Below are 24,395 nucleotides of genomic sequence, written 5' to 3'. Positions count from 1 at the left end.
GCAAAAATGCGTTATTTAACCGCTTTATTAATTGCTGCCACTATCACCTTCTTCCTATTTTTGGGAATGCAGGCTTTGATCCAGAGTGGCGAAGGTGCAATGACTGAGCCTGCAAAAGGTCAGGTACTTGACTTTGTTAGGTTAATGAAAGAAGAAACGGTTCAAAAGAAAGAGCGTAAACCACAGAAACCACCAACACCTAAGGAGCCCCCACCGCCAATGGAGGCGCCTCAAATGCAGGCTAATAATTTAGATGCAGCAGGCACTGACTTTGATTTTAGTGCTGATGTGCAAGCAGATGTTGATTTGGGTGGTGGTTTAGCTTTGGAATCAAGTGATGGTGAGTATCTTCCAATTGTAAAAGTCGCTCCAGTCTATCCAAGACGTGCTCTTTCAAGAGGGATTGAAGGATACGTAATTGTTGAGTTTATAGTAACTAAGCAAGGTACAGTTCGTGAACCTAAAGTGATTACAGCTGAACCACAGAGCATTTTCGACAGAGCCGCATTGGATGCAGCCTTGAAATTTAAGTATAAACCCCGTGTTGTGAACGGCGAAGCGGTTGAAGTGGCCGGTGTTCAAAACAAAATCTCTTTCCAGATCAATGGCTAGATTTTGCGTGTGTTGCGAGGAAATTTAAATGAATATTAGAAAGTTAACTTTAACTGTTAGTATTGTTTTATCAGCTTCTGTTTTACCAAGCTTGCTATCAGTGACGCCTTTCACTGACATCAATACAGTTTACGCAGAAACTAAAACTAAACGAGTGCCTGCACTTAGAAACAAAGTGTATAGCCAATTGGCAAGAGCTCAAAAACTGGCTGATGATGGTAAGGTTCAAGAAGGCCTAGAAGCGTTAGATAATATTAAAGCAAGAGCAAGCAGTATGAATGCTTACGAAGTTGCGATGATGTATAACTTCTATGGTTTTATTTATTATAACGAAAACCAGTTAGGTAAGGCCATTGAATCTTTTGAGCAAGTGATTTCAGAAGAACAAATTCCAGAATCATTAAGGCAGTCTACGACTTTTAGTCTTGCTCAGCTTGCCATGGCAAACAATGATTATCCGAAGGTTATTTCATATCTTGATAAGTGGAAATTGGGTAACACGAAGCCGATTGCGAACAGTTATTATGTTTTACGTGCTAACGCGCATTACCTGCAAAAGCAATATAATGAAGCGCTAGAAAGCATAAATGTTGCGATAAGTTTTGCTGAAAGCCAAAGCGAACAACCTAAAGAGAATTGGTTGGTTTTACAACGTGCGCTTTATTATTCTTTGAATCAACCTGAGCAAGTGGTTCAAGTTCTTGAAAAAATGGTTAAACTTTATAATAAGCCTGAATATTGGGTACAACTCGGTGGCATGTATGGCGAAGTGGGCGATGGAAAAAAACAACTTGCTATATTAGAGGCTGCCAAGCAGCAAGGTTTTATTCGTTCTAAAAACGAGATCATGCAGTTAGCCCAAGTATATATGTACAACGGACTAAACTATAAAGCTGCGGCGGTCTTAAAAGAGGGCGTTTCAAGCGGTAAGATTGAAAATAGTGCAAAAAACCAGGCATTCATCGCAGAGGCTTTTGTACAAGCTAAAGAGGATGAAAAGTCCATTTCTCATTTTAAGCAAGCTGCCGCTAAGGTTGAACATGGTAATTATTCTCAAAGGTTAGCTGAGGTTTATTTAAACTTAGAGAAGTTTGAAGAAGCTGCGGATTATGCCAGAGAAGCCCTTGATAAAGGTGATTTAAATTTTGAATCTAACGCATATGTTGCCCTAGGTATGGCACAATATAACCTTGAAAACTTTGACGCCTCAATTTTGGCCTTTGAACAAGCCGAAAAACATAAGAAATCTTCAAGACTTGCCAAACAGTGGATTAAGTTTGTTAAGAAAGAGAAATTACATTCAGAAAGCTTAAAACAAGCACTTTTATAAAATAAAAAATCGCAACACCAAAGCCGCGTTCAGTATAGCTGGAGCGGCTTTTTCTATTTTATAATGCAATATAATTTTTATTGTCCTTAATCAAACTGTATTAATACTGTCATTTAACTTTATATTTAATGTAACCCAACAGTAACAAAACTCCATTACTTTATGCATCAAGCTTTTTTGCGCTTATAACGACTTATTATATTTTTGGAGATTAAAATGAAACTTTCTGGGTTTTTTAAAGCTAGCCTAATTACTTCTGCTCTTGTACTTGCTGGTTGTGGCGGTGGTGATATCAACGTAACACCAACAACAAATGATAACCGTGTAGACAACTCTACCAGCAATGTAACAAATAATACTGGAAGTGATAACTCAGGAAATAACGGTGGCGGTACTACAACACCTCCAACTACTGCAATTGAATGTGCGTCATACACAATGGATGGTGTTGAGTTTAAGGGTAAGCCAGATGACGCAAATAAAAACTGTGTGTACAGCCAAGCATTTGCAAGTAACGCAAAAGATATTACTGCTTCTTTCTTAATTCCTGCTTTACCAGATGGCGGTGCACACATTTTTGAAGGTGAACTATTCATCGGTGCTGATGTAGACACATCAAAAGGTGGTGTGATTGATGTAAACGGTCCTACTTTAACAATCGAAGCCGGTGTAAACATTGCCTTCACTAAGCCAGAAAGCTTTATCCGTATTGCACGTGGTGCAAACATCGAAGCAATCGGTGAGATTGACAAGCCTATCCTATTTACAAGTATCAGCGACATTGACGGTGATGATTCAACGACTGCACAAATTGGTGACTGGGGCGGTATTCAAATTAACGGTATGGGCCAATCAATTCGTTGTGCTAAAGCTGATGCTGAAGCTGGCCAGTGTAACCACAAAGCAGAAGGTATTGTTTCTTACTACGGTGGTAATGATGCAGCTGACGACAGCGGTACGTTAAAGCATGTTGTTATCAAATACGCTGGTTACGAAGTAACACCAGATAATGAACTAAATGGTCTAACGCTTAACGCAGTTGGTTCAGGTACTGAGATTGAATACATCCATGTACACAATGGTGCTGATGATGGTATCGAATTATTCGGTGGCTCTGTAGATATTAAGCACATTGTAATCACTGAATCAGTAGATGATGGTATTGACTGGGATGAGGGTTGGAAAGGTAATGGCCAGTTCATTTTAGTTCATTCAAAAGAACATGGTAACCACGGTTTTGAAACTGATGGTGCTAAGAAAGCGCCAAGTGCAGATTCTGAATTAGTAACTTCTGTTTCTTTCCCTACTATTGCAAACGCAACTGTTGTTACTAATGGTAAGGTTGATGCTGAAGCACGTAAGAACACTGGTGCTGGTATGGAAATGAAAGAGTGGGGCAAAGCGAAATTAGTAAATATGCTATTTGTTAACTCTTCTACTCAATCTGGTGCAGGTTGTTTCGACCTATTCAATGATAAAGACCAATCACATGAAGCGGGTGTTCACGCAAACGCAAAAGCTGGTGACATTTCGTTCTCAAACTCTATTTTCGCTTGTGGTTTAAACTTCGAAGAAATTAACACTGAACTTACTGGTGACTTAGCAGGTTTTGACATCGAGCAGTGGTTTTTAGCTGGTGAAATGAACAAGTTAATTGGCTTTGCCGATTTCTCAAATGTACTCGCTGAAGATGGCGTAACTACTAAAGGCACAGTTACTGATAAAGATGGTAATGCTGTTGCAATTGAGTCTGCGAAACTGAATGCTGATAATTCATTCTTCGACGACGTAGCATTTATCGGTGCAGTCGGTGAAGGTGCTAGCAACGAGTGGGTTGAGTTTGTAAAAGCGTCAATGGCACGTAAAAACTAATCTAAACCACAAAATAAACAGATAGGGCGCACATTTGCGCCCTTGTTGAATCAATTTGGTTTAGAGGAATTAAAAATGAAACCAATAAAGCAATTTAAGGCAAATTTAATTACCTTATCTTTACTTTCTTTATTGGCACCAGCATCACAAGTTTTAGCTGCAGATGAAACTGCACAAGAAATAGAAGAAGTTGTTGCTGTTGGTAGTCGCCTTAAAGGAAGTGCGAGCGCTGTGATTGAAGAGCGAAAAAATCAAGCGTTCGTTGCAGATATCATGGGTTCTGAACAGATTTCAAGAACCGGTGATAGTGATGCTGCGTCAGCACTTCGTCGTGTAACAGGTTTAAGCTTAGTAAATGACAAATTTATCTATGTACGTGGCTTGGGTGAACGCTATTCAAGTGTTCGTTTAAATGGTGCAATCGTACCAAGTCCTGATTTAACACGTAATGTTATTCCACTTGATATTTTCCCTTCTAGTATTATCGAATCGCTTGCTGTTCAAAAAGCTTATTCACCTGATATGCCAGCTGCATTTGGTGGTGGTGATGTAAATATTCGTACTAAAAGTATTCCATCAGATCGAGTATTTAAAATTGAAGTTGGTGGTGCTTATAAAGACACTAATGATACTGGCCTTGTTTATAACGGTAGTGATGACGACTGGTTAGGCAAAGACGACGGTCTACGCCAAATGCCAGCAGAAATTCAAATGGCATTAAATACTTATATAAACGGTTTATCTGATTTATCTGTGCGTAATATTCGTCAAGTTGAATCTAAAATGCAGGGTTCAGACATAGGTCAAGATGCGGCAATTGCACTTAATAAGAGTTTAATCAAAGCATTACCTCGTGATTTCGGTATGGTCGAAAAAAGTATTGACCCTGACTTCGGTGCAAAGGTTGTGTTTGGTGATCGTTTCGATGATCTATTTGGTTTTGGTGGTCAATTAGGTTTTTTGACTTCTGTTGCCTATGATAATGAATGGTCTAATAGCACAGAGTTCAACTCAGTTTTGGCAACAAAAGACACTGAGGAACTAGAGTGTAGTAAAGATACTTTCACTTGTTATTCTGCAAAAGAAGAAAAACAGTCTACCAAGAACAACATCAAACTAAATGCCTCATTAAATGTTGGTTACAAACTTGACGGACACGATATTAATGCAGGTTATATGATGCTTCGTGACACCGAGAATGAGGCGTCTTATGCAATGTATCAAGAGCCATCCAAGTCATTAAGTATAGAAAGTGGGCAAGTTACACGTAAAAACCTGACTTCATTTGAACAACGTGAACTTGAAATCCTTCAGGTTAGAGGTACTCATAATTTAACTTGGTCACTACTTGATGGTGTCGGTGTTGATTGGCACTACACAGATTCAACCGCAACGACTGATATTCCAAGTGAATTAGAAATATCAGTGCGTGATTTATACGTAAACGGTCAATACTCAGAAACGATCTATACCGGTAGTTCAGGTGGTAATCCTTATCTGTATCGTTATGTAGCGATGGAAGATGAAGTAGAAAATTTTGCTTGGAATGCCAGTAAAGCTTTTTATTTTGATGGTTCAGAGTTAGAACTTAAAGGCGGTGGTTTCTTTGTCGATAAAACGCGTGATTACCGAACAGATTTCTTAAAATATCGTTTTGGTCAAAATGAAAGCCTTTCACTTGCTGACACACCAACTCAAGCTTTAGGAATAGGCTCTTACTTCAGAGATGATTCAACTGTTGATATGACTGATGTTGAACTTCTTTTCCAAGAGCCGGCTGCTGATGATTACCTAGCAGCTCAGAAAATCGATGCATATTTTGGTAGCTTTGATTATCTAATGGGTGAAAAATGGCGCTTTTCTGGTGGTGTTCGTTATGAAGACTTCCGTCAGGTAGCTCTGGCATATTCTCGCTCAATTTTTGATCCAGCTTTGCTTGCTGACAAGCTTAGTGAAGAAGCTATTCAACAAGCGAGTGTGATGGAAGATGATTATTTTGGCTCTTTCTCTGTCACATATAGTGAAAAGTCTTATCAGTTGCGATTTGGTTATGGTCAAACAATTGTTCGCCCAGACTTGCGTGAATTAACACCAGTTCAGTACCAAGACCCATTAACAGATTATCGTACACTCGGTAATCCAACGCTTGAATCAAGTTACTTAGATAACTTTGATTTCAGAGCTGAGTTTTATATGGAAAATGGTGACAATTATTCAATCGGCGCCTTCTATAAAGATATAGATAAACCAATTGAAGCTTTATTAACAGAAGCGGACGGTCGTTTCACTTTAGAGTTCGACAATGCTGATACGGCTTTTGTTTATGGTATTGAAGCTGAATGGTTGCTTGAGCTATCTGCTGATGCACTAGGTGGCGCAATATTTACATCAGGTAACGTTACATTGAGTGATTCAGAAGTTGAAATATTAGAAGCTGACAAGGGTGATCTGACAAACCTGAAACGAAGAATGACAGGTCATTCTAAGTATGTTGCTAACTTCCAACTTAACTATGATTCACATAATGGTAATCATCAGGCATCAGTAATTTATAATGTATTTGGCGATCGTATTTTAGCGGCAGGCGTTAATGATTTTGATGATGCTTACGAGCAGCCGATCAATTCATTAGATCTAGTTTATAGTTATTATCCGAACTTTAATACAACAGTTACTTTTAAAGTGAAGAATCTATTAGGTCAGAACTTTGAAGTACAACAAAATAACGTTGTGATCCGTGAAAAAGAAATGGCTCAACAGATCAGCTTAGATGTTTCAATGGAATTCTAATCTGAGCTAAAAAGCATCAGTAAGCCCACTAAAGTGAGTGGGCTTATTTTAAAACCTATAGAGAACACATCTTACTGCTTGCAGTAAAAGTAAAACAGTTGAAAGTTTTAAAATTTAACAAGATAAAGCTAGTGCTATTTGTTTATTTTTGTTAGTTTTAGACGTCTAGACTCACGCAATGATTCTAAATAATTTGATACAAGGTAAAAGACTATGAATAAAGTAGGACTCGTTGGTTGGCGTGGTATGGTTGGCTCCGTTTTAATGGAGCGTATGCAGCAAGAAAATGATTTTGATAAGATTGAAGCGCATTTTTTTACAACTTCTCAAACTGGTCAATTAGGACCTGATATTGCTGGTTCGCCTAAACCGTTGCTTGATGCAAATGACGTGACTGCTTTGTCCCAAATGGAGATTATTATTTCTTGCCAAGGTGGTGATTATACAAAATCTGTCTATCCACATTTAAGGGAGTCAGGCTGGAGCGGATATTGGATTGATGCTGCTTCTGCACTTAGAATGGAAAGCGATAGTATTATTGTTTTAGATCCAGTTAATAACGATGTTATTAAGCAAGGGTTAGAGCAGGGCGTTAAAACTTTTGTAGGCGGTAATTGTACCGTATCGTTAATGTTATTAGCTCTAGGCGGTCTATTCGAACGTGATTTAGTTGAGTGGGTTTCTCCAATGACTTACCAGGCTGCATCTGGTGCTGGCGCGCGTAATATGCGAGAGCTGATCACACAAATGGGTGAGATTAATTCAGAAGTTAAATCGCTACTAGATGATCCAAGTTCAGCAATACTCGAGATTGATAAACTTGTAGCTGAGAAAATTAAATCTGATTCGTTACCCAAAGACCAATTCGGTGTGCCGCTAGCTGGCAGTTTAATTCCATGGATTGATGTGCCAATGGAATCTGGCCAGTCAAAAGAAGAGTGGAAAGCGCAAGTGGAAGCAAACAAAATTTTAGGCTCTAGTCGTTCACCAATTCCAATTGATGGATTATGCGTGAGAATTGGCGCAATGCGTTGTCATTCTCAAGCAATGACCATTAAGTTAAGAGAAGACTTAAGCGTCGAAGAGATTGAAAGTATTCTTGCTAACCATAATGAATGGGTACGTGTTATTCCAAATGATAGAGATATCACAGCAGAAGAATTAACACCTGTAAAAGTAACAGGAACATTGGATATACCAGTTGGTCGTATTAGAAAATTAACGATGGGACCGAAATATATTAGTGCATTTACTGTGGGTGATCAGCTACTTTGGGGAGCAGCTGAACCATTAAGAAGGATGTTAAGAATTATTATAGATTAATTCTTTTTCCAAAATTTATTAAATAAATTTGGATAGTTTTCTTTTAGGGATTTAGGTTTGTTTTTAAACCTCTTTCCCTTAGGTTTAAAGTTAACTACTTGATGATAAGTGAGTTCTTTACCAGTTAATTCTTCAAATAATAATCCAGGTACCAAATCTAGTTCGTCAATATAAGGGTAAGGTAAACTGTCCTTAATAGGATAGTTATAATCGAACAACTCGTCTGGTTTACTAGTAAGATTTATATTAAATTCTTTTCCTTGTACTAAACACCAATTACAAAAATCTAAAAAATCATACTCTGTATTACAGCCACATATAATAAATGCAACCGCCCAGTTATCCCAATGCCAAAGCTCTTTAAGCTTTTCTGTATAAATTACATCAAAACCTTCGATATCATTGCTTGTTAATTTAGCTAATATTGATTTAAGGGTTTCATTTGGATCTTCTGGAGATTGACTTACTTTTTCTAAAATTTCCCAAAAGGTTTCTACATTCATTTTAATAGGCCAATTAATAACTAAGGTCAAATTCTAACATTATTTTCTTCTATAGTTAATATCGCATAATTTACGTTATGTTAAATCATTGTATTTATATATTTAAGAGCACTCTGGGTTAAAAACTTTAGTTTACATAGCCTCTCTAAATCTCTAAACTATGTCCAATACTAACCAATATCGGACTTAATATGGTTTTCCCGTTAGTTGATACTGTAAAGCAATTAAGATATATGATTGCCCATGTTGAAGATGCTACCCTTAGAACCGAATATCCTGAATTAGAATCTCAACTGACAGCATTGAACTCTAAACATGATTTTATAATTTCAGATTATGAATTTTTATTAAAGTTTCTATATGTTTACGGAAGAAAATCTGAAGCAACATTTAATCGTTTTCGAAATGAAATCGAACGATTCTATCTATGGTCTTGGCATTTTACAAAATCATCAGTTTTCAATTTAAAGCGTGAAGATATAGAAGCTTACGTTGATTTCATGGTAAAGCCTGAAAAAGCTTGGTCGACAAATTCTGTACAATGGCGGTTTAAAGATAAAGACGGCATAAAATGCATTAATGAAAAATGGCGTCCTTTTATAGAAAAAGCAAATGGTGTCAGTCAACAAACGCTTGCAGCCATGTTTACTGCGTTAAATGTATTTTATAAATTTGCACAATTAGAAGAAAAATCAGCTTTTAACTATGTGCCTGTAGTTAAAAAAAATTCTCCATATTTAGTTGTGCAATCTCAAATCAATACGCCAGATACTCTAAGTGACCTTCAATGGGAATATGTCTTCGGTGTGACAAAAGATAAATGCGTAAAAGAGCCTAAATTCGAAAGGAATTTATTCACCTTAGCTTGTTTAAAAGGGCTATATCTTAGAATTTCTGAATTATCAGATAGACCACAGTGGTCACCAGTTATGAGTCATTTTTGGCAAGATTCTGATAATTACTGGTTTTTGCGTGTTATGGGTAAAGGTAACAAACTTAGAGATGTTACTTTAAGCGAAGAATTTTTGGAATATTTGAAAAGGTATCGTATTCATAGAGGTTTTGAACCTTTACCTCGCGCAGATGATCCATCCCCTATCCTTCATAAATTACGTGGCCAAGGTGGTATGAATGTCAGACAGATCAGAAGAATTGTTCAAGAAAGTTTTGATCTTGCAATCGAAAAATTAGAAAAAGATGGTTTCGAAGATGAATCAGAACAACTTAAAGCAGCTACATCTCATTGGCTTCGTCATACAGGTGCAACGCATGATGCAAAACATCGACCACTGAAACACCTTTCCGAAGATCTTGGGCATTCAAAAATTGCGACGACAGACCAGATTTACATACAAACTAATGTGTCAGAACGTGCAAAGTCTGGCTCTAAGAGAACTTTATAATAGCGCATTTTGATTATGTTAAATTGAATGTGGTTGAATTATTTCAACCACATTACTCATATATTTAAAGTTTAGAAGCAATAAATTCAATTGGATGAAGTGGCTTCTTACCTTCAAATCGCTTAACTTGTGAACGACAAGAAAAGCCAGTCGACAAAATAGTATTCAATTGTTCATTTGTTATCTTTTTTTTCCAAGAAGATTCATACAATAACTTAGACTTTTCATAATTTTGCTTTTCATGTCCATATGTACCAGCCATACCACAGCAACCTGTTGTAGGGGTATTTAACTCTAAACCTATCTGAGAAAAGATATTTTTCCAAGTTTTTGATGCTGACGGCATAGCTGTTGTTTCAGTACAGTGTGACAATAAGGTAAAGCTATTTTCACTGTTTATTTTCAGCCCGCTAAAATCAAATGATTCAAACAATTCATGTGCAAGTTTAACTTCGAAGCGACCTCTATCTTCAGAGTTTAAAATTGTTTTATATTCATCTCTATATACCATAACTAAAGACGCATCTAAACCAATCATAGGAATGTTTAATTCAGCTACTTGACTCAGAAATTGGCTTGATTTTTTTGCAGTCGTTTTAAATTCTTTGAGAAAACCTTTAACGTGTTGAGGTTTGCCATTTGGAACAAATGGTAGAACAAAAACGTTTTTTCCTAATGCTTCGATAAGTTTAATCGTTGCTGCAACAAGTTCTGCTTCATAGAAACTAGTAAATGGATCTTGTACAATTAAAACTGAATTATTTTTTTCAGATTTAGAAAGTAAAGTAACTTTTTCGAAATCAAATTTGTTTTTTGTTTTTATGCGTTCAGATATTGTAGGTACACTCAAGTTAGGTGTATCTACGTAGCCAATTATATTATTAATGAATTGTTTCCCAGGAAAATTATTTACAATAAAATTATTCAATCTAGGAAACTTAGACATGATTGGTGCTGTTGCTTCGACATTTCCTACGAGTAAATCTTTAGCAGGTCGTAAATAAATGCTGTGATAGAAATTTAAGAATCGAGCTCTAAATGTAGGAACATCCACTTTAATTGGACAGGCTGAAGAACATGCTTTACAAGCCAAGCATTCATCCATCGCTTCTTTGACTTCGTGGTTAAAGTCGTAATTATTAGAGCCAGAGTTTCGGTATCTTTCCCACCAGGTAGTATCACTTTCTTTATTAATTAATTGCTTTTCAACTTCTAGAAGATTAACGCCCTGCTCTTCTTGAAGTCTTAACCATTCTCTAAATAATGATGCTCGCCCTTTTGGTGAATGACGTCTATCTTTGGTAACTTTATAAGATGGACACATTGGTGTGTCATCATCATAATTAAAACAAAGTCCATTACCATTACAATTCATCGCATTTTCAAAACTGTCTTTAACAGTTACATTTATTTTGCGATCAAACCAACTTCTTTTTTGTCCATCAACTGAAACAAGTGAGTCTTTACTTTCTATTGGCGTACAAATTTTTCCAGGGTTTAGTCTATTATTTTTATCGAACACTGCTTTTATTTTTCTAAGTTCGTTAAAAAGTTCTTCACCAAAAAATTCAGGACCATATTCACTGCGATAGCCCTTACCATGCTCACCCCACATCAAGCCATTATATTTAGCTGTAAGTGATACGACTTGATCAGAAATTTTTCTAAGTAACTTTTCTTGCTCAGGATCGCACATATCGAGTGCTGGTCTAACATGTAATACACCTGCATCAACATGACCGAACATACCATAATTTAGATTATGGGTATCAAGCAATGTTCTAAATTCAGAAATAAAGTCTGCTAAATTTTCAGGAGGAACGGCCGTATCTTCCGCGAAAGCGAGAGGTTTTTGTTTTCCTTTTGTATTACCAAGTAACCCGACTGCCTTTTTACGCATCGCATAAATTTTTAGAATTTCAGATTTATCGTTTGTTAGTTGATAACCGATAACACCTGCTTGTTTATTTTCGATAAGGGAGTCAAGCTTGTTACAAAGGTTATTAATTTTGTCATCCATTTCATTTTCTGTTTCTCCATTGAATTCAACCATGTTTAAACCCAACATTTCTTTGTCAGGGACATCTTGAATAAGATCCGAAACTGAATGCCAGATAATATCTTCTTTTGCTAGATTAAGAACTTTACTATCTACGGTTTCTACGGACGTTGCTTCTGCATCAACTAAAAATGGAGAATTACGAAGTGCAGAATCAAAACTATCATATTTTATATTTATTAAAGTTTTAAATGGTGCAATAGGTGTAATATTAAGTTTTGCTTCTGCAACTATCGCTAGTGAGCCCTCACTTCCTGTTATAACTCTAGATAAATCGAATGTAGATAATTCTTCATTGAAAACATTTTCTAAATCATAACCAGTTAAAAAGCGATTGAGTCTCGGGAATTTCTTCAGAATTAATTCTCTGTTACTTTCACATGAAGTAAGTACTTGCTTATATACAGATGATGTAGTTGTTTGCTGCTCTGCTAATAACTCAGCTTGTTCTTTAGTAATTTTACTTGTATTTAATTCAGTGCCATCAACAAGATATGATTTTAACCCTAAAACATGGTCACTGGTTTTTCCATATACTAACGAACCTTGTCCAGAAGCATCGGTATTTATCATACCGCCAATTGTTGCTCTATTACTCGTTGATAAATCTGGAGCGAAGAAATATCCATAAGGTCTTAAAAAATCATTTAACTGATCTTTAATTACACCCGCTTGAACTTTGACCCATTTTTCTTCTTCATTTATTTCTATAATTTCACGCATATGTCGTGATAAATCTAGAATGATGCCGGGTGTAAGTGATTGCCCATTAGTGCCAGTGCCTCCACCTCTTGGACCAAAAGTTAAAGACAAAAATGGATCTTGGTTGGCTGTATGAAGTGCAATTTGAATATCTTTATTTGATTTAGGAAAAACTACAGCTTGAGGTACTTCTTGATAAATACTGTTATCAGTTGAATTAACAATACGTGTTGCGTAACTGGTATCAAGATCACCAGTAAAGCCTGAACTTTTAAGCCTATCTATATAGCTATTGATTAATTCATTTGCGTTATCTTGTTGAGAAATTTGAGCAATCATGACGGTTTTTACTTATTACTTATGACTCTATTGTATCACGGTAGAATGTTAAGAAAATTGAGTTTTATATTCTTTGTTACAGTTAGAAACAGAAAATTATATTTAACTTGCTATTATTTAATACAGGAGGCTGCTATGAAGAAATTTTTTACTTTGAGTTTAGGTTGTCTATTTGTAATATTAGCAATTATCTTTTTTGTTGTGCCTGGCCCTTCAATCATATTTGGTTTGGCTGCTTTAATGTGTTTTTCTTTTTATTACCCTAAAGCTAGAATCTATTTGAAGAAATTACAGCGAATTTTTAGAAATGTTTGTTACAGATTAGACAAAGTAAAATGAAAAAAAGCCGGCGATTGCCGGCTTTTCAATTAGTTTGCTTTAAGTTTATCTGCTAAATACAACCAAGTTTCTAACACTGTATCAGGATTCAAAGATACAGAATCAATACCTTGTTCAACAAGCCAGGCAGCAAAATCTTCATGATCTGAAGGACCTTGGCCACAGATACCAACATATTTGCCTTTGGCTTTAGCAGTTTGAATAGCCATAGATAAAAGTTTCTTAATTGCAGGATTTCTTTCATCGAATAGGTGTGCGATTAAACCAGAATCACGGTCAAGACCTAATGTTAACTGAGTTAAATCGTTAGAACCAATAGAGAAACCGTCGAAGTATTCTAGGAACTCTTCTGCAAGTAATGCATTTGATGGTAATTCACACATCATTATTACTTTTAAGCCATTTTCACCACGTTTTAAGCCATGCTGTTCAAGCAATTGTATTACTTGTGCTGCTTCTTCTAAAGTTCGAACAAATGGGATCATGATTTCAACATTCGTTAAATCCATGCCATTTCTAACGCGCTTAATTGCTTCACATTCTAGTGCAAAACATTCGCGGAAATCTTCAGAAATATAACGAGATGCGCCGCGGAAACCAATCATTGGGTTTTCTTCTTCTGGCTCATATTGTTGGCCGCCAACTAAGTTCGCATATTCATTCGACTTAAAGTCTGACATACGAACAATAACGCGTTCTGGCGCAAATGCTGAGCCTAAAGTTGCAATACCTTCAACTAATTTTTCTATATAGAATTCAACTGGTGAAGCATAACCTGCAATCATTTCTTTGATTTCCGTCTGTAAATCAGCGGGTTGAGTATCAAAGTTGATTAAAGCTTTAGGGTGTATACCAATCATACGGTTGATAATAAATTCTAAACGCGCAAGTCCAATACCAGCATGTGGTAATTTAGCGAAGTCAAACGCACGATCTGGATTACCAACATTCATCATGATTTTCATTGGTAAATCAGGCATAGAATCAATTTCTGAAGTAATTACTTCATAATCAAGTTTGCCTTCGTAGATATAGCCTGTATCACCTTCAGCACAAGAAACAGTTACTTCTTGATTATTAGTGATTAAGTCTGTTGCGTTACCACAACCAACTACAGCTGGAATACCAAGTTCACGAGCAATGATTGCTGCGTGACATGTACGGCCGCCACGGTTTGTAACGATCGCAGCTGCACGCTTCATGATTGGTTCCCAATCAGGGTCTGTCATATCAGTGACTAATACATCACCAACTTGTACTTTATCCATCTCGTCAATTGAATTAAGCACTCGTACAACACCAGAACCAATTTTATGACCGATTGCACGACCTTCTGCAATAACATTAGATTGTGCTTTAAGTTGGAATCGCTCCATCACGTTTGCGTCTTCATTAGAGCGAACTGTTTCAGGACGTGCTTGAACGATATAAAGTTTACCGTCATTACCATCTTTAGCCCATTCGATATCCATCGGACGGCCATAATGCTTTTCAATGATTACAGCTTGCTTTGCTAGTTCTTGTACTTCTGCATCTGTGATTGAAAAACGATTTGATAGTTCAGGTTCCATATCTACAATTTCAACTTGTTTACCGTGTGATTCATCACTTGAGTAAACCATTTGAATTGCTTTAGAACCAAGGTTTCTTCTAACTACAGAAGGTTTACCTTTGGCCAAAGTTGGTTTGTGAACATAAAACTCATCTGGATTAACAGCGCCCTGTACAACCATTTCGCCAAGACCATAACTTGACGTTACAAAAACAACATCCTCAAAACCTGATTCAGTATCGATACTGAACATTACACCTGAAGATGCTTTGTCTGAACGTACCATGCGTTGTATACCAGCCGATAGCGCAACGCCACGGTGGTCATAACCTTGGTGCACACGATAAGAAATTGCACGGTCGTTGAATAACGATGCAAATACGTGTTTGATTGCAACCATTACAGCGTCAATACCACGAACATTTAAGAATGTTTCTTGCTGACCCGCAAACGAAGCGTCAGGCATATCTTCTGCAGTTGCAGATGAACGAACTGCGAAAGAAACATCTGCAGATGCATCACCATGGAGCGTGTTATATGCGTCGCGAATAGCTTTATCTAGTTCTGGTTGGAAAGGTGTATCGATGATCCATTGACGAATATCAGCACCAACTTTAGCAAGGGTGTTAACGTCATCAACGTCTAATGTGTCTAGGATTTTGTGAATTTTTTCGTTTAAGCCTGATTGCTCTAAAAATTCATTGAAGGCTTCGGCGGTTGTAGCGAATCCGCCTGGTACTTGTACACCAGCGTTTGCTAGGTTTGAAATCATTTCCCCAAGTGACGCATTTTTGCCACCCACTCGAGGTACATCTTGCATACCTAACTCTTGATACCAGAGAACGTAGTCTTGCACGGAACTGTCTCCATAAACAAATTGTAATAAATGTGAGAGATTGTTTGACCATTAGTATAGTCGAGTGCATTCTACACTGGCAAAGCTAGTCGCGTAAACCGCGATAAGGAAAATAAACAAATTTCATTAGGCTTATTTTATGAGAACTGCTTTTTATATTTCTGATGGTACAGCTATCACATCTGAAGTTTTTGGTCATGCGACCCTTTCACTTTTTCCTGTTGAATTTCAACACAAAACCATACCTTTCGTTGAAACAGTCGATAGAGCGCATGAAATTAAAGAGCTTATAAACAATACTGTTAGTGCAGATGGAGATAAGCCATTAGTATTTTTCACTTTTGTGAATCCAGAATTGTCCGATATTATTTCTTCGAGTAATGCCGTTTGTTATGACTTTTTAACATTAGCCAGCCATGTTCTTAAAAAAGAACTAAAAACAGAACCTGTCCCTCGTATTCATAGAACGCACTCAATACACGAATCAAGCTATGACTTTAGGATTGACGCTGTTAACTATGCTTTAGCAAATGATGATGGCGCAAACATAAAGAACTACGATGAAGCAGATATCATTTTGGTTGGTGTGAGTCGTAGTGGTAAAACACCGACTAGTCTATATCTTGCATTACAGTATGGCATTAAAGCTGCCAATTATCCGATGACAGAAGACGATCTTGAAAAAGGTAGTTACCCGAAATGCTTATTACCTTATAAAAATAAACTTTTTGGTTTAACAATCGACCCTGAAAGGCTTTCTTTAATCAGACAGGAACGTATGGCTAATTCAAAGTATGCGTCAATACGTCAGTGTCGGATTGAAGTGAGAGAAGTTGAAATGTTATTTAAGAAGCATAAAACACCTTACTTAAATTCGACGAAACACTCAGTAGAAGAGATTTCTGCAAAAATTATTTCTGAAGCTGGGTTAGTAAGGCGCAAATATTAGGTTTTATATCTGTTCTTAGGAAGTTTAAGGACTATTCTAAAAATAAACCCCACAACTTTATGTGGGGTTTATAAGTTAATTAAGCTTTACTCAATCAATAATTCAATTACTTTCTAGCATCTTTCAATAAATCAGCGACTAAAAAGCCAAGTTCTAATACCTGGTCAGCATTAAGTCTTGGGTCACATTGCGTTCTGTATCTTTGTGCTAAATCTTCATCAGATAAACCATAAGCACCACCAGTACATTCGGTAACGTGTTGACCAGTCATCTCTAAATGAACTCCGCCTGCATATGAACCTTCTGATTTATGTACAGCAAAGAATTGGCTAATTTCACGTAAGATATTGTTAAAGCTTCGTGTTTTATAACCAGTTGTCGCTTTTTCAGTATTACCGTGCATTGGATCAGAAGACCATATTACCTTACGACCTTCCTCTTGTACTTTTCTAACAAGTGCCGGAAGCTTTTCAGGCAGGATATCAGCTCCCATTCTTGTTATAAGTGTTAATCTACCTGGGATATTTTCTGGGTTTAAGGCATCTATTAATTTAATTAGTTCATCAGGCTTCATACCTGGACCCACTTTAACACCGATCGGGTTTTTAATTCCTCTGAAGAACTCGATATGTGCATGGTCTAGTTGTCGAGTTCGTTCACCTATCCATACAAAGTGCGATGAACAGTCATACCAATCACCAGTTAGGTGATCTCTACGAGTGAGGGCTTCTTCATAACCTAACAGTAATGCTTCGTGTGATGTATAAAGAGAAGTTTCTTTTAAACTAGGAGCTACAGATGAGTCAATTCCACATACTTCCATAAACTGAAGCGCGTCTTGAATTCTATCTGCTAATTGCTGGAACTTTTCTTTTAGCGGGTTTGCTGCAACGAAACTCATGTTCCAACGATTCACTTGATGTAAATCTGCTAAACCACCTTGCGCAAATGCTCTTAATAAATTTAATGTCGCTGCACTGTGATGATAAGCAGTCATTAATCTGTTTGGATCAGGTATACGAGCTGATTCTGTAAATTCAAAGCTGTTTACAATATCGCCTCGGTAAGATGGCAATGACACACCATCAATCGCTTCATAATCTGAAGATCTTGGTTTAGCATATTGTCCGGCCATTCTCGCAATTTTAACTACAGGGCATTTTCCGCCATAAGTTAAAACTACAGCCATTTGAAGTAATGTTTTAAACGTATCTCTAATATTTGCAGCACTAAAATCAGAGAATGATTCAGCACAATCACCCCCTTGAAGTAAAAAAGCCTTTCCTTCACAAACGTCAGCTAAACTTTTGTACAGACTTCTTGTTTCTTCTGCGAATACTAATGGTGGAGCAGAGTTTAGTTGTTTTTCGACTTGTTTTAATTGTGCCTGATCCGGATATTCAGGCTGCTGGACGATTGGAAAATCTCTCCAGCTATTTGGATTCCAGTTGTTCATTCCTCATTCCTATATTTAATCTGAACTCCAACAACTTACAACATTGCTATATTGAACTCAACAGCTAAGTCACCAATTAAGAACACAACATACAAAGTAAGTAGACAACCGTAAACACTGGGTTACAACAAGTAATTGAGATTACACACCTTATAAAGTACACATCATAAGATCAACTTAAATGGATACAAGAACACATCATACTAAATGCTTTATGCTTAGCTAAAATACAAGTTTTTAGTATTATCAAAGAAATAAGCTTGCTTCTATAAAATCGGCTAAATCATTGTTTATTAGAGAGTATATTGATAATTTAACATATCATTTTGTAATCTATAGTTTTCAGTGATATGTAAATCAAAATTGAGTGTATTTATTAGACTTTTGGTGTTTCTGAAATGCTTCATTAAGTATTGGATTGTTTCATAAATTCTGGTTCTATTTCTTATATGAAGTTATTGTTAGCTTATTTAGGCTCCTAAATATTTTTAATATGAACAAATTTTCATAGCATTAGTTATATTTAGCAATAAATTTAAATAGTTAATACTATGAATTTTATACTAATTTTTTGAGTTTAAAGCATCATTGAAAAGCCGTTTCTGTCAGTCCCTTTGCATAAATGAGTTAGATTAGTTTTAAAAATACTGCAATTTTGAGTTTAGATTAAAAGTACTTTAATGTTCTTCAACTAAAAACAGAACGTTCAATAATATTCATGCAACAATTAGTCTAAAGTGATAAATGTCTAGGAAATTAGCTGAATATGTTCTTATTATTTATACGGCAAGACTAAGTTTTTTTTAACAAATAAAATGTTCTTTTAATGTTGATGTGTTTGTTTCACTAATTCCATTGTTATAGTCCCAACAAGGTCTCGCTATTATTAGTAAGGAAAATCTTACGATAAATATCGTGTTCAATGAGATTTAATCTATTTAAAATTTATACCTATGTAATTATATACTCTTGTTTCGTAAAGAGAATTGAATGTAAACGTTGATACCAACTTAATAATCAATAGGTCGATTCGATAACCAATGCATTTTATTTCATTTCATTGAAAGCTACATCAATAAAGAGGAAGTTGTTCTCTTTACTGTCATTGTAAATTTCTGGTTTTAAAAACATTAAACTACATTTTAGATAATCTTAATTTCGCTTATCTAAATTAGTTTTATGATATATTCATATTTTTTTGAGTCGGGAGTTAGTTGTTCGTAGAATATCAATTGGTTGCATTGATAATTTTTAAGTTTCACAAATTCTATTAACAGCTGTACTAATTTGGTAGAAGCTAGTTCTGCATGAAAGCTTACAAAATTACTCTTAAAAAATATAAATGAACGGATGGTAATTTTGAGTTTTAAGAGAAGCTTGGTACTTATATCTATGTTTAATTTTTCTATTAAGAACTGATATAGCTACTTTGCTATCAAGGTTTTGTCTTTTATCTATTGTATTGACTCACTGTTTTAGTATCTATAAGTCTAACTTTGTACCTTAAAAGTTTAATTTCTGAAATATTGAATTACGATCAGCATAATTATTTGCCCTCTTTGAAGCAGAGTTAATACTTATTTGTATATTGTGTTGCGACAATAATTTATAAGTTAATTTAACATAACCTTAAGCATGTGAATTCGTAAGGTTAACAACATTAGACAATCATAAGTCTAATGTGCTATGGGGAGAACACATCATACATAAACATGATATGTAGCATTATCATGAACCTATTCTCTTTCAAGGTAATAAGGTTACTTTCATTGGTTGATTCCTATACACTAGATACAATTACATATAATTTACTTAAAAAATATGTTGTCTCAAAGATAGCAAACGTTTTGCCAGGAGATACTTACTATCGAATATAGCTCCGTCTTTAAGTTGTATTTTACAAACACTGTTAATGAATCATGGACACAATTATCTTATCTAAGTTTGATTAATGTGTTTTTATTTATCAATATTCAGCTGGATACTTAAACTCCAAAACCTTCATATTTCTCAGTCAAATTATAGTTTCGTATAACCTATATTCTTTATGCATTTTTGAGAGAATGAAACTATCTGAACTACCAACCTTCTATTAAACAATATTTAGATTTATTGTTGTTGAAAAATACATCCATCCCGTTTAAGAGTTTTTAATACAGGTACTTTTTGGCTTCGACTATAGCGATAAAGCTATCTTCCCTCACGAAAACGCAAGACAAGAATAAATTTTATAAGATCTTATTTTATGTTATAATTAAAGAACACATCATACTCAAATGTTTAAAGAAACTATTTAAATGAATATCAGTTTTCTTATCAAAGCACAATTCGATTTGCTGCAAAATCATTTAGAACTTTTCTCTAAAGAACTTGAATCAGCAAATATTATTTCAGCTAATTATTACTCTCTGCCAGGCTATAATAAAGAGCAAGAACACACTGCTCCTGAAAAAATTGTTGTAAATGAATTAACGGGTGATGAGGCTTTAAAAAAGATTATATTTTCATTCAATGATTTATTTTTAGAATCCGGTAAAAGTGGTAAAGTTTTAACACGCCATCCAGGCATTGTTTTAGTTGAAGACAAATTCAAGCATTTACAAAATAGGATCAATTCAATAAACATTGAAAAGACAAAGTTTAAGGAATTAATTCTTAGTATCCCTAATAATGATGCGCGTTTTGAAGCCGTTCATTCAGCAGTTCCAAATTTAATTACATTAGCTGCATATCGTAAAATCCATAGTGAGTCTGAATCACCTTTTTCGGTTCGATTCTCTTGGATGAAAAAGCACGCAACAAAAACCTTAACCAAAGATGCGGCTCTAGAAATGCTAGATCGTTCTTCTAAATATTCAAATCCAAGAGCTATAGATCAAGAATCATGGTTAAAGGCTGTAGAAACTGAAAAGCTGCGAGTCCAAAGTTTGCAATCTGACTCAAAACTGAGAATACGCAGACCAACTAGAGTAACACCAGAAGTAAATATTCGCTTTACTGCTACCAATAGATATCATGTAAGTGGTGCTTTGCCTTTTATTATGTTAAATCCAAGCAAAAAATTAAAAGTGGGAAGCCTACCCAATTATGATGCAAGTGTGAATGATCCAAGAAAGCGAGAATATAACTTTTTGGTCGATAGAATATATTTAGAAAAAAAAGAGTAAATGAAAAATTTACTCTTTTACAATCTCTTCAAGTACATCCTCGTCAATTACTTCAACGGCTTCAACTAGTCGTTTTCCACCTTGAATTTCAATTCTCTTGTTTTGTTTGTTTAATGTAAGAATTTCATCACAAAACTCTTCTGAAGGATGCATTTCATATACGTAGTCGATAATTTTTCCAGTTTTATCATCTTTCACATTGGTTATATCGTATTCAGAAATAGCACCTTTTTCGATCAAATCCTTCATTGTCGTAGTCATATCTCGACGCAATGCTTTCAATTTATTCTCTGTTATCTCATCAGTTGAATAAATTGAACCATATTTTTCCATGATTGAAAGCAATCTGAAGTGGTAAGTTTTACCTGGCGCAGCATATCGCCATAAATGATATAAACGAAGCATCATCCAACGAGATAAACCCCGCTTTAATTCTTGTGCTCTGTTGAAGTAATAACCTTTATATTCCAGGTTATCGATCATGTTATGAACAAAAGCGTTCAAACAAGCAACACATTTTACATTGCCACCCTGGCCTTTTTTGCCACTAAAGTGTAATGAAGAAAGAAAATTCATGTTTGATTCGTAGAAAGAATCATCAATATCTGTGTTTTTAGTATCTGTTGCTGAATATTTAAATGATAGTTTCGAACCTTGAAGTGCTTCTAGCGATTCTTTAATTTGAGGATATGGCATAGATTGGCCTACAGCTTTTAATTCCTGCGCCAACTCATTCATAGAAAAAATCACTGCATATTGAATACCGGACTTAAAATTGATTTTTACAATTTTACCTTTTGACGCCAATCGAATTAACGCCCTTTCAACTTTTTCTTCACGATCAGATGGCCAAACTAGGCATTCAACTTCTTCACCTTCTAGCTTAGTACTCACAACGGCAGGTGTAATTTTTATCTCACCTTCATAAAGAATACCATCAACTTTTTCTGAAATACGTCGAGTGATTATTGTTTTTTTTGGTGCTTCTTCTAGTGGTAACTTTTTATGACCTGAACGAACAAAGCGACCCCAAAGATCATAATGGTTGAATGTATTAGAATATGCTCGAAGTTCATGGGCAGCACTGTCAAGAGTGATGCGAACATCTTTATTGTCTGTAAATAGTGCTAAGTTTTCATTATCGGTAGCACTTTCGACTCCATGAATTTGCCCACGTAATGAATCAGGTAGATTATCTACTGAGATGTTCACCTTTCGGCTCATTGTTTTACTTCCAAATTTCGACGACATGCTATAACAACATATTCCACAGCAAAAGTTAATAATTAAAGTTAGTAAAAAAGTGATCTGAAGATGTTTTTTATTGAGATCATGTTTTTACTAACTTACCCAACAAATCAAAATTTTACTAAGTCATCGTCGATTTGTCATATATTTTGCTGGCTTCAACCTATTTCTTCTCGTTTTTTGCTGTGTATAACTTGGTTCTATATTGATAAAGATCTGATCTGTACTAAGAACAGATCAGATCTTTATTAAGTAATTTAACATTTAATATAAATGATCCGTGTATAACTCCATGATTTACCTTAGTAAAAATCTGATCTCTAGCATACTTCTGTTAACAATTTTGTTTGCAAACTGTGCATAAGTCTCAATCTGATTTTCAAGTTAGTAAAATATAGATCTAATAGTTAATAAAGATCAGATCTTTACTTCGTAATAAAGTGATCTCACTTTTTCACTATTAGTATTTAAAATCAATTACTTAGTTGCAAGTTTTACTCATCTAACCTTTATTACCTTATACTTTAACCATAATTAAACTTCTTATTTATTCTTTATATGTAATCAATTTATAAATGTCTTCTTTTTTTGTTGTTTACTATTAAAGTTATGGACATTATAATCTTTAGCATAAAGTTAAGGATATTATGTATGTCAATTAATACTCGCGCACTATCAACTTATAAACTTTTAAAGGCTACAGCTGAAGTTGCTGAACAATCTTTAGAAGGTAGGATCCAACATTATCGTGCTCATTTAAAAAGCGATGAAAAAGAGCTCCGCACATACACACAAAAAGCTGCAGCTGATTTACTTGGCTGCAACAATAGAACGTTAAAACGTAGACATGACCAAGGTGACTTTGATGATTTAAACATTCAAAAGGGCGCTAACGGGCATTATGCTTACACACTATCCAATATTTTTGCTATGGCTGAAATTATGGGTATTCCTCATGATCAGCGTAAAGAAAATGACAAACTTCAAGTCATTGTTATTAATTCTTTAAAGGGTGGGTGTGGTAAGACAACATCTTTAGTGAATATAGCAGCCGCATTAGCAACAACGAATATCAAACGTTATCGTATCGGAATTATTGATCTCGATCCTCAAGGTTCTTCTTCTAGTTTCTTTCCTTCTCAAGATCCAGAACCGATCACTGTTGGCGATCTTATGCGTGATTGTATTGAATTAGATGAAGGTGAAGTTTGGTCCGATGTTGTTAGTGAAGCTTTCCAATCGACTCATATACCTAATATTCGACTTTTACCATCAGGAATGGATGATTTTTATTTTGAACATGAAACAGCGACTGAATTAAAAGAGTCATCTAGTTATGAACAAACTCGTCATTATCATAAATTATTAGAGAAAGTGATAAAGCCTGTTGAAGACCAATTTGATATTATCTTAATTGATACTGCTCCATCCCTAAACTTTATGTTTTATAACGCATTAATGGCTTCAACAGCCATGCTTATACCAGTTCACCCTGAAGCCGTCGACTTTGATGCAAACAATAAATATCTAAAACGTTTAGGTGAGATTTATCATACAGTTGCAGCTTTAGGTCACCATGGCTGGGATTTCATGCAGTTTTTAGTTACCAACTATGTCAAAGGTAATCACTCACAACGTGATATCGTTAAAGATGTTCGTAGTGCTTTTGGGCGCCAGGTTATGAGTTATCCAATCAATCATAGCTCTGCGATTACAGCGAGTTCCTCTTCTTTCAATACGATCTTCGATCAAAAAACATCAGATAGCCTTGCTAGTCGTGAATCTTTGATCAAATCTCAAGAAAATATCAAAGATGTTGTTGATGAACTTGAAATGCTGATACGTTCAAACTGGATTTCGACTCAATCGTCTCTAGAACAACAAGGTTAATAGGT

Annotated in this window: 14 protein-coding genes; 9 read left to right on the top strand and 5 right to left on the bottom strand. The window is 35.4% G+C overall.

Annotated features, from left to right (window positions below; genetic code table 11):
* Positions 1–6 precede the first annotated feature (6 nt).
* From C1E24_RS05180 to asd, 5 genes are all read left to right on the top strand, one after another.
* Positions 7–612, top strand: a complete 606-nt coding sequence (locus C1E24_RS05180) for an energy transducer TonB (protein ID WP_138479377.1) — start codon at positions 7–9, stop codon at positions 610–612.
* Positions 613–640: 28 nt separating this feature from the next.
* Positions 641–1,942, top strand: coding sequence for a tetratricopeptide repeat protein (locus tag C1E24_RS05175; RefSeq protein WP_138479375.1), 1,302 nt, complete (start codon positions 641–643; stop codon positions 1,940–1,942).
* Between the two features lie 216 nt (positions 1,943–2,158).
* Positions 2,159–3,814 carry a hypothetical protein gene (locus C1E24_RS05170; protein WP_138479373.1) on the top strand — a complete coding sequence of 552 codons (1,656 nt, stop codon included), beginning with the start codon at positions 2,159–2,161 and terminating at the stop codon, positions 3,812–3,814.
* 75 nt (positions 3,815–3,889) lie between these two features.
* Positions 3,890–6,604 carry a TonB-dependent receptor plug domain-containing protein gene (locus tag C1E24_RS05165; protein ID WP_138479371.1) on the top strand — a complete coding sequence of 905 codons (2,715 nt, stop codon included), beginning with the start codon at positions 3,890–3,892 and terminating at the stop codon, positions 6,602–6,604.
* A gap of 213 nt (positions 6,605–6,817) precedes the next feature.
* A complete protein-coding gene (asd, locus tag C1E24_RS05160; RefSeq protein ID WP_138479369.1) occupies positions 6,818–7,927 on the top strand; it encodes an aspartate-semialdehyde dehydrogenase in 1,110 nt (369 codons plus the stop codon).
* Here asd and C1E24_RS05155 read toward each other — a convergent pair.
* Positions 7,924–8,430 carry a DUF4240 domain-containing protein gene (locus tag C1E24_RS05155; protein ID WP_138479367.1) on the bottom strand — a complete coding sequence of 169 codons (507 nt, stop codon included), beginning with the start codon at positions 8,428–8,430 and terminating at the stop codon, positions 7,924–7,926. The genes asd and C1E24_RS05155 overlap by 4 nt on opposite strands.
* 191 nt (positions 8,431–8,621) lie before the next feature.
* Here C1E24_RS05155 and C1E24_RS05150 point away from each other — a divergent pair, with 191 nt between their 5' ends.
* Positions 8,622–9,833 (top strand): tyrosine-type recombinase/integrase, encoded by a 1,212-nt coding sequence (locus C1E24_RS05150; RefSeq protein WP_138479365.1) that lies wholly within the window; start codon positions 8,622–8,624, stop codon positions 9,831–9,833.
* 64 nt (positions 9,834–9,897) lie between these two features.
* Here the strand turns inward: C1E24_RS05150 and ydiJ are convergent, their stop codons facing one another.
* The gene (gene ydiJ / locus C1E24_RS05145; RefSeq protein ID WP_138479363.1) at positions 9,898–12,933 is read right to left on the bottom strand and encodes a D-2-hydroxyglutarate dehydrogenase YdiJ; all 3,036 of its coding nucleotides are present in this window, start codon (positions 12,931–12,933) and stop codon (positions 9,898–9,900) included.
* 368 nt (positions 12,934–13,301) lie between these two features.
* Positions 13,302–15,680: a phosphoenolpyruvate synthase gene (ppsA, locus tag C1E24_RS05135; protein ID WP_138479359.1), complete on the bottom strand. Its 2,379-nt coding sequence runs from the start codon at positions 15,678–15,680 to the stop codon at positions 13,302–13,304.
* Between the two features lie 139 nt (positions 15,681–15,819).
* Between ppsA and ppsR the strand changes: the two genes are divergently transcribed.
* Positions 15,820–16,629 (top strand): posphoenolpyruvate synthetase regulatory kinase/phosphorylase PpsR, encoded by an 810-nt coding sequence (gene ppsR, locus C1E24_RS05130; protein WP_138479357.1) that lies wholly within the window; start codon positions 15,820–15,822, stop codon positions 16,627–16,629.
* A gap of 106 nt (positions 16,630–16,735) precedes the next feature.
* Here ppsR and C1E24_RS05125 read toward each other — a convergent pair whose 3' ends face one another.
* Positions 16,736–18,085 (bottom strand): class II 3-deoxy-7-phosphoheptulonate synthase, encoded by a 1,350-nt coding sequence (locus C1E24_RS05125; RefSeq protein WP_138479355.1) that lies wholly within the window; start codon positions 18,083–18,085, stop codon positions 16,736–16,738.
* A gap of 2,297 nt (positions 18,086–20,382) precedes the next feature.
* On the opposite strand from C1E24_RS05125, the gene C1E24_RS05120 reads away from it, so the two are divergent.
* On the top strand, positions 20,383–21,252 hold the full coding sequence (locus C1E24_RS05120; protein WP_138479354.1) for a DNA replication terminus site-binding protein: 870 nt from the start codon (positions 20,383–20,385) through the stop codon (positions 21,250–21,252).
* Positions 21,253–21,261: 9 nt separating this feature from the next.
* Here the strand turns inward: C1E24_RS05120 and C1E24_RS05115 are convergent, their stop codons facing one another.
* The gene (locus tag C1E24_RS05115; protein ID WP_130254783.1) at positions 21,262–22,476 is read right to left on the bottom strand and encodes a replication protein A; all 1,215 of its coding nucleotides are present in this window, start codon (positions 22,474–22,476) and stop codon (positions 21,262–21,264) included.
* Positions 22,477–23,151: 675 nt separating this feature from the next.
* On the opposite strand from C1E24_RS05115, the gene C1E24_RS05110 reads away from it, so the two are divergent.
* Positions 23,152–24,390, top strand: coding sequence for an AAA family ATPase (locus tag C1E24_RS05110; RefSeq protein WP_138479352.1), 1,239 nt, complete (start codon positions 23,152–23,154; stop codon positions 24,388–24,390).
* Positions 24,391–24,395: the final 5 nt, after the last annotated feature.

The sequence above is a fragment of the Pseudoalteromonas phenolica genome (assembly GCF_005876835.1).
In the GTDB taxonomy this organism is placed as follows: domain Bacteria; phylum Pseudomonadota; class Gammaproteobacteria; order Enterobacterales; family Alteromonadaceae; genus Pseudoalteromonas; species Pseudoalteromonas phenolica_B.
This window is presented reverse-complemented; position numbering and strand designations above follow the sequence as displayed.

Bases quoted from the DNA above. Each gene is read 5' to 3' on its own strand.
- C1E24_RS05150 (WP_138479365.1), top strand. From the start codon at position 8,622: ATGGTTTTCCCGTTAGTTGATACTGTAAAGCAATTAAGATATATGATT.
- C1E24_RS05155 (WP_138479367.1), bottom strand. From the start codon at position 8,430: ATGAATGTAGAAACCTTTTGGGAAATTTTAGAAAAAGTAAGTCAATCT.
- ppsR (WP_138479357.1), top strand. From the start codon at position 15,820: ATGAGAACTGCTTTTTATATTTCTGATGGTACAGCTATCACATCTGAA.
- C1E24_RS05110 (WP_138479352.1), top strand. From the start codon at position 23,152: ATGTCAATTAATACTCGCGCACTATCAACTTATAAACTTTTAAAGGCT.
- C1E24_RS05180 (WP_138479377.1), top strand. From the start codon at position 7: ATGCGTTATTTAACCGCTTTATTAATTGCTGCCACTATCACCTTCTTC.
- C1E24_RS05115 (WP_130254783.1), bottom strand. From the start codon at position 22,476: ATGAGCCGAAAGGTGAACATCTCAGTAGATAATCTACCTGATTCATTA.
- C1E24_RS05170 (WP_138479373.1), top strand. From the start codon at position 2,159: ATGAAACTTTCTGGGTTTTTTAAAGCTAGCCTAATTACTTCTGCTCTT.
- C1E24_RS05120 (WP_138479354.1), top strand. From the start codon at position 20,383: ATGAATATCAGTTTTCTTATCAAAGCACAATTCGATTTGCTGCAAAAT.
- asd (WP_138479369.1), top strand. From the start codon at position 6,818: ATGAATAAAGTAGGACTCGTTGGTTGGCGTGGTATGGTTGGCTCCGTT.
- C1E24_RS05165 (WP_138479371.1), top strand. From the start codon at position 3,890: ATGAAACCAATAAAGCAATTTAAGGCAAATTTAATTACCTTATCTTTA.
- C1E24_RS05125 (WP_138479355.1), bottom strand. From the start codon at position 18,085: ATGAACAACTGGAATCCAAATAGCTGGAGAGATTTTCCAATCGTCCAG.
- C1E24_RS05175 (WP_138479375.1), top strand. From the start codon at position 641: ATGAATATTAGAAAGTTAACTTTAACTGTTAGTATTGTTTTATCAGCT.
- ydiJ (WP_138479363.1), bottom strand. From the start codon at position 12,933: ATGATTGCTCAAATTTCTCAACAAGATAACGCAAATGAATTAATCAAT.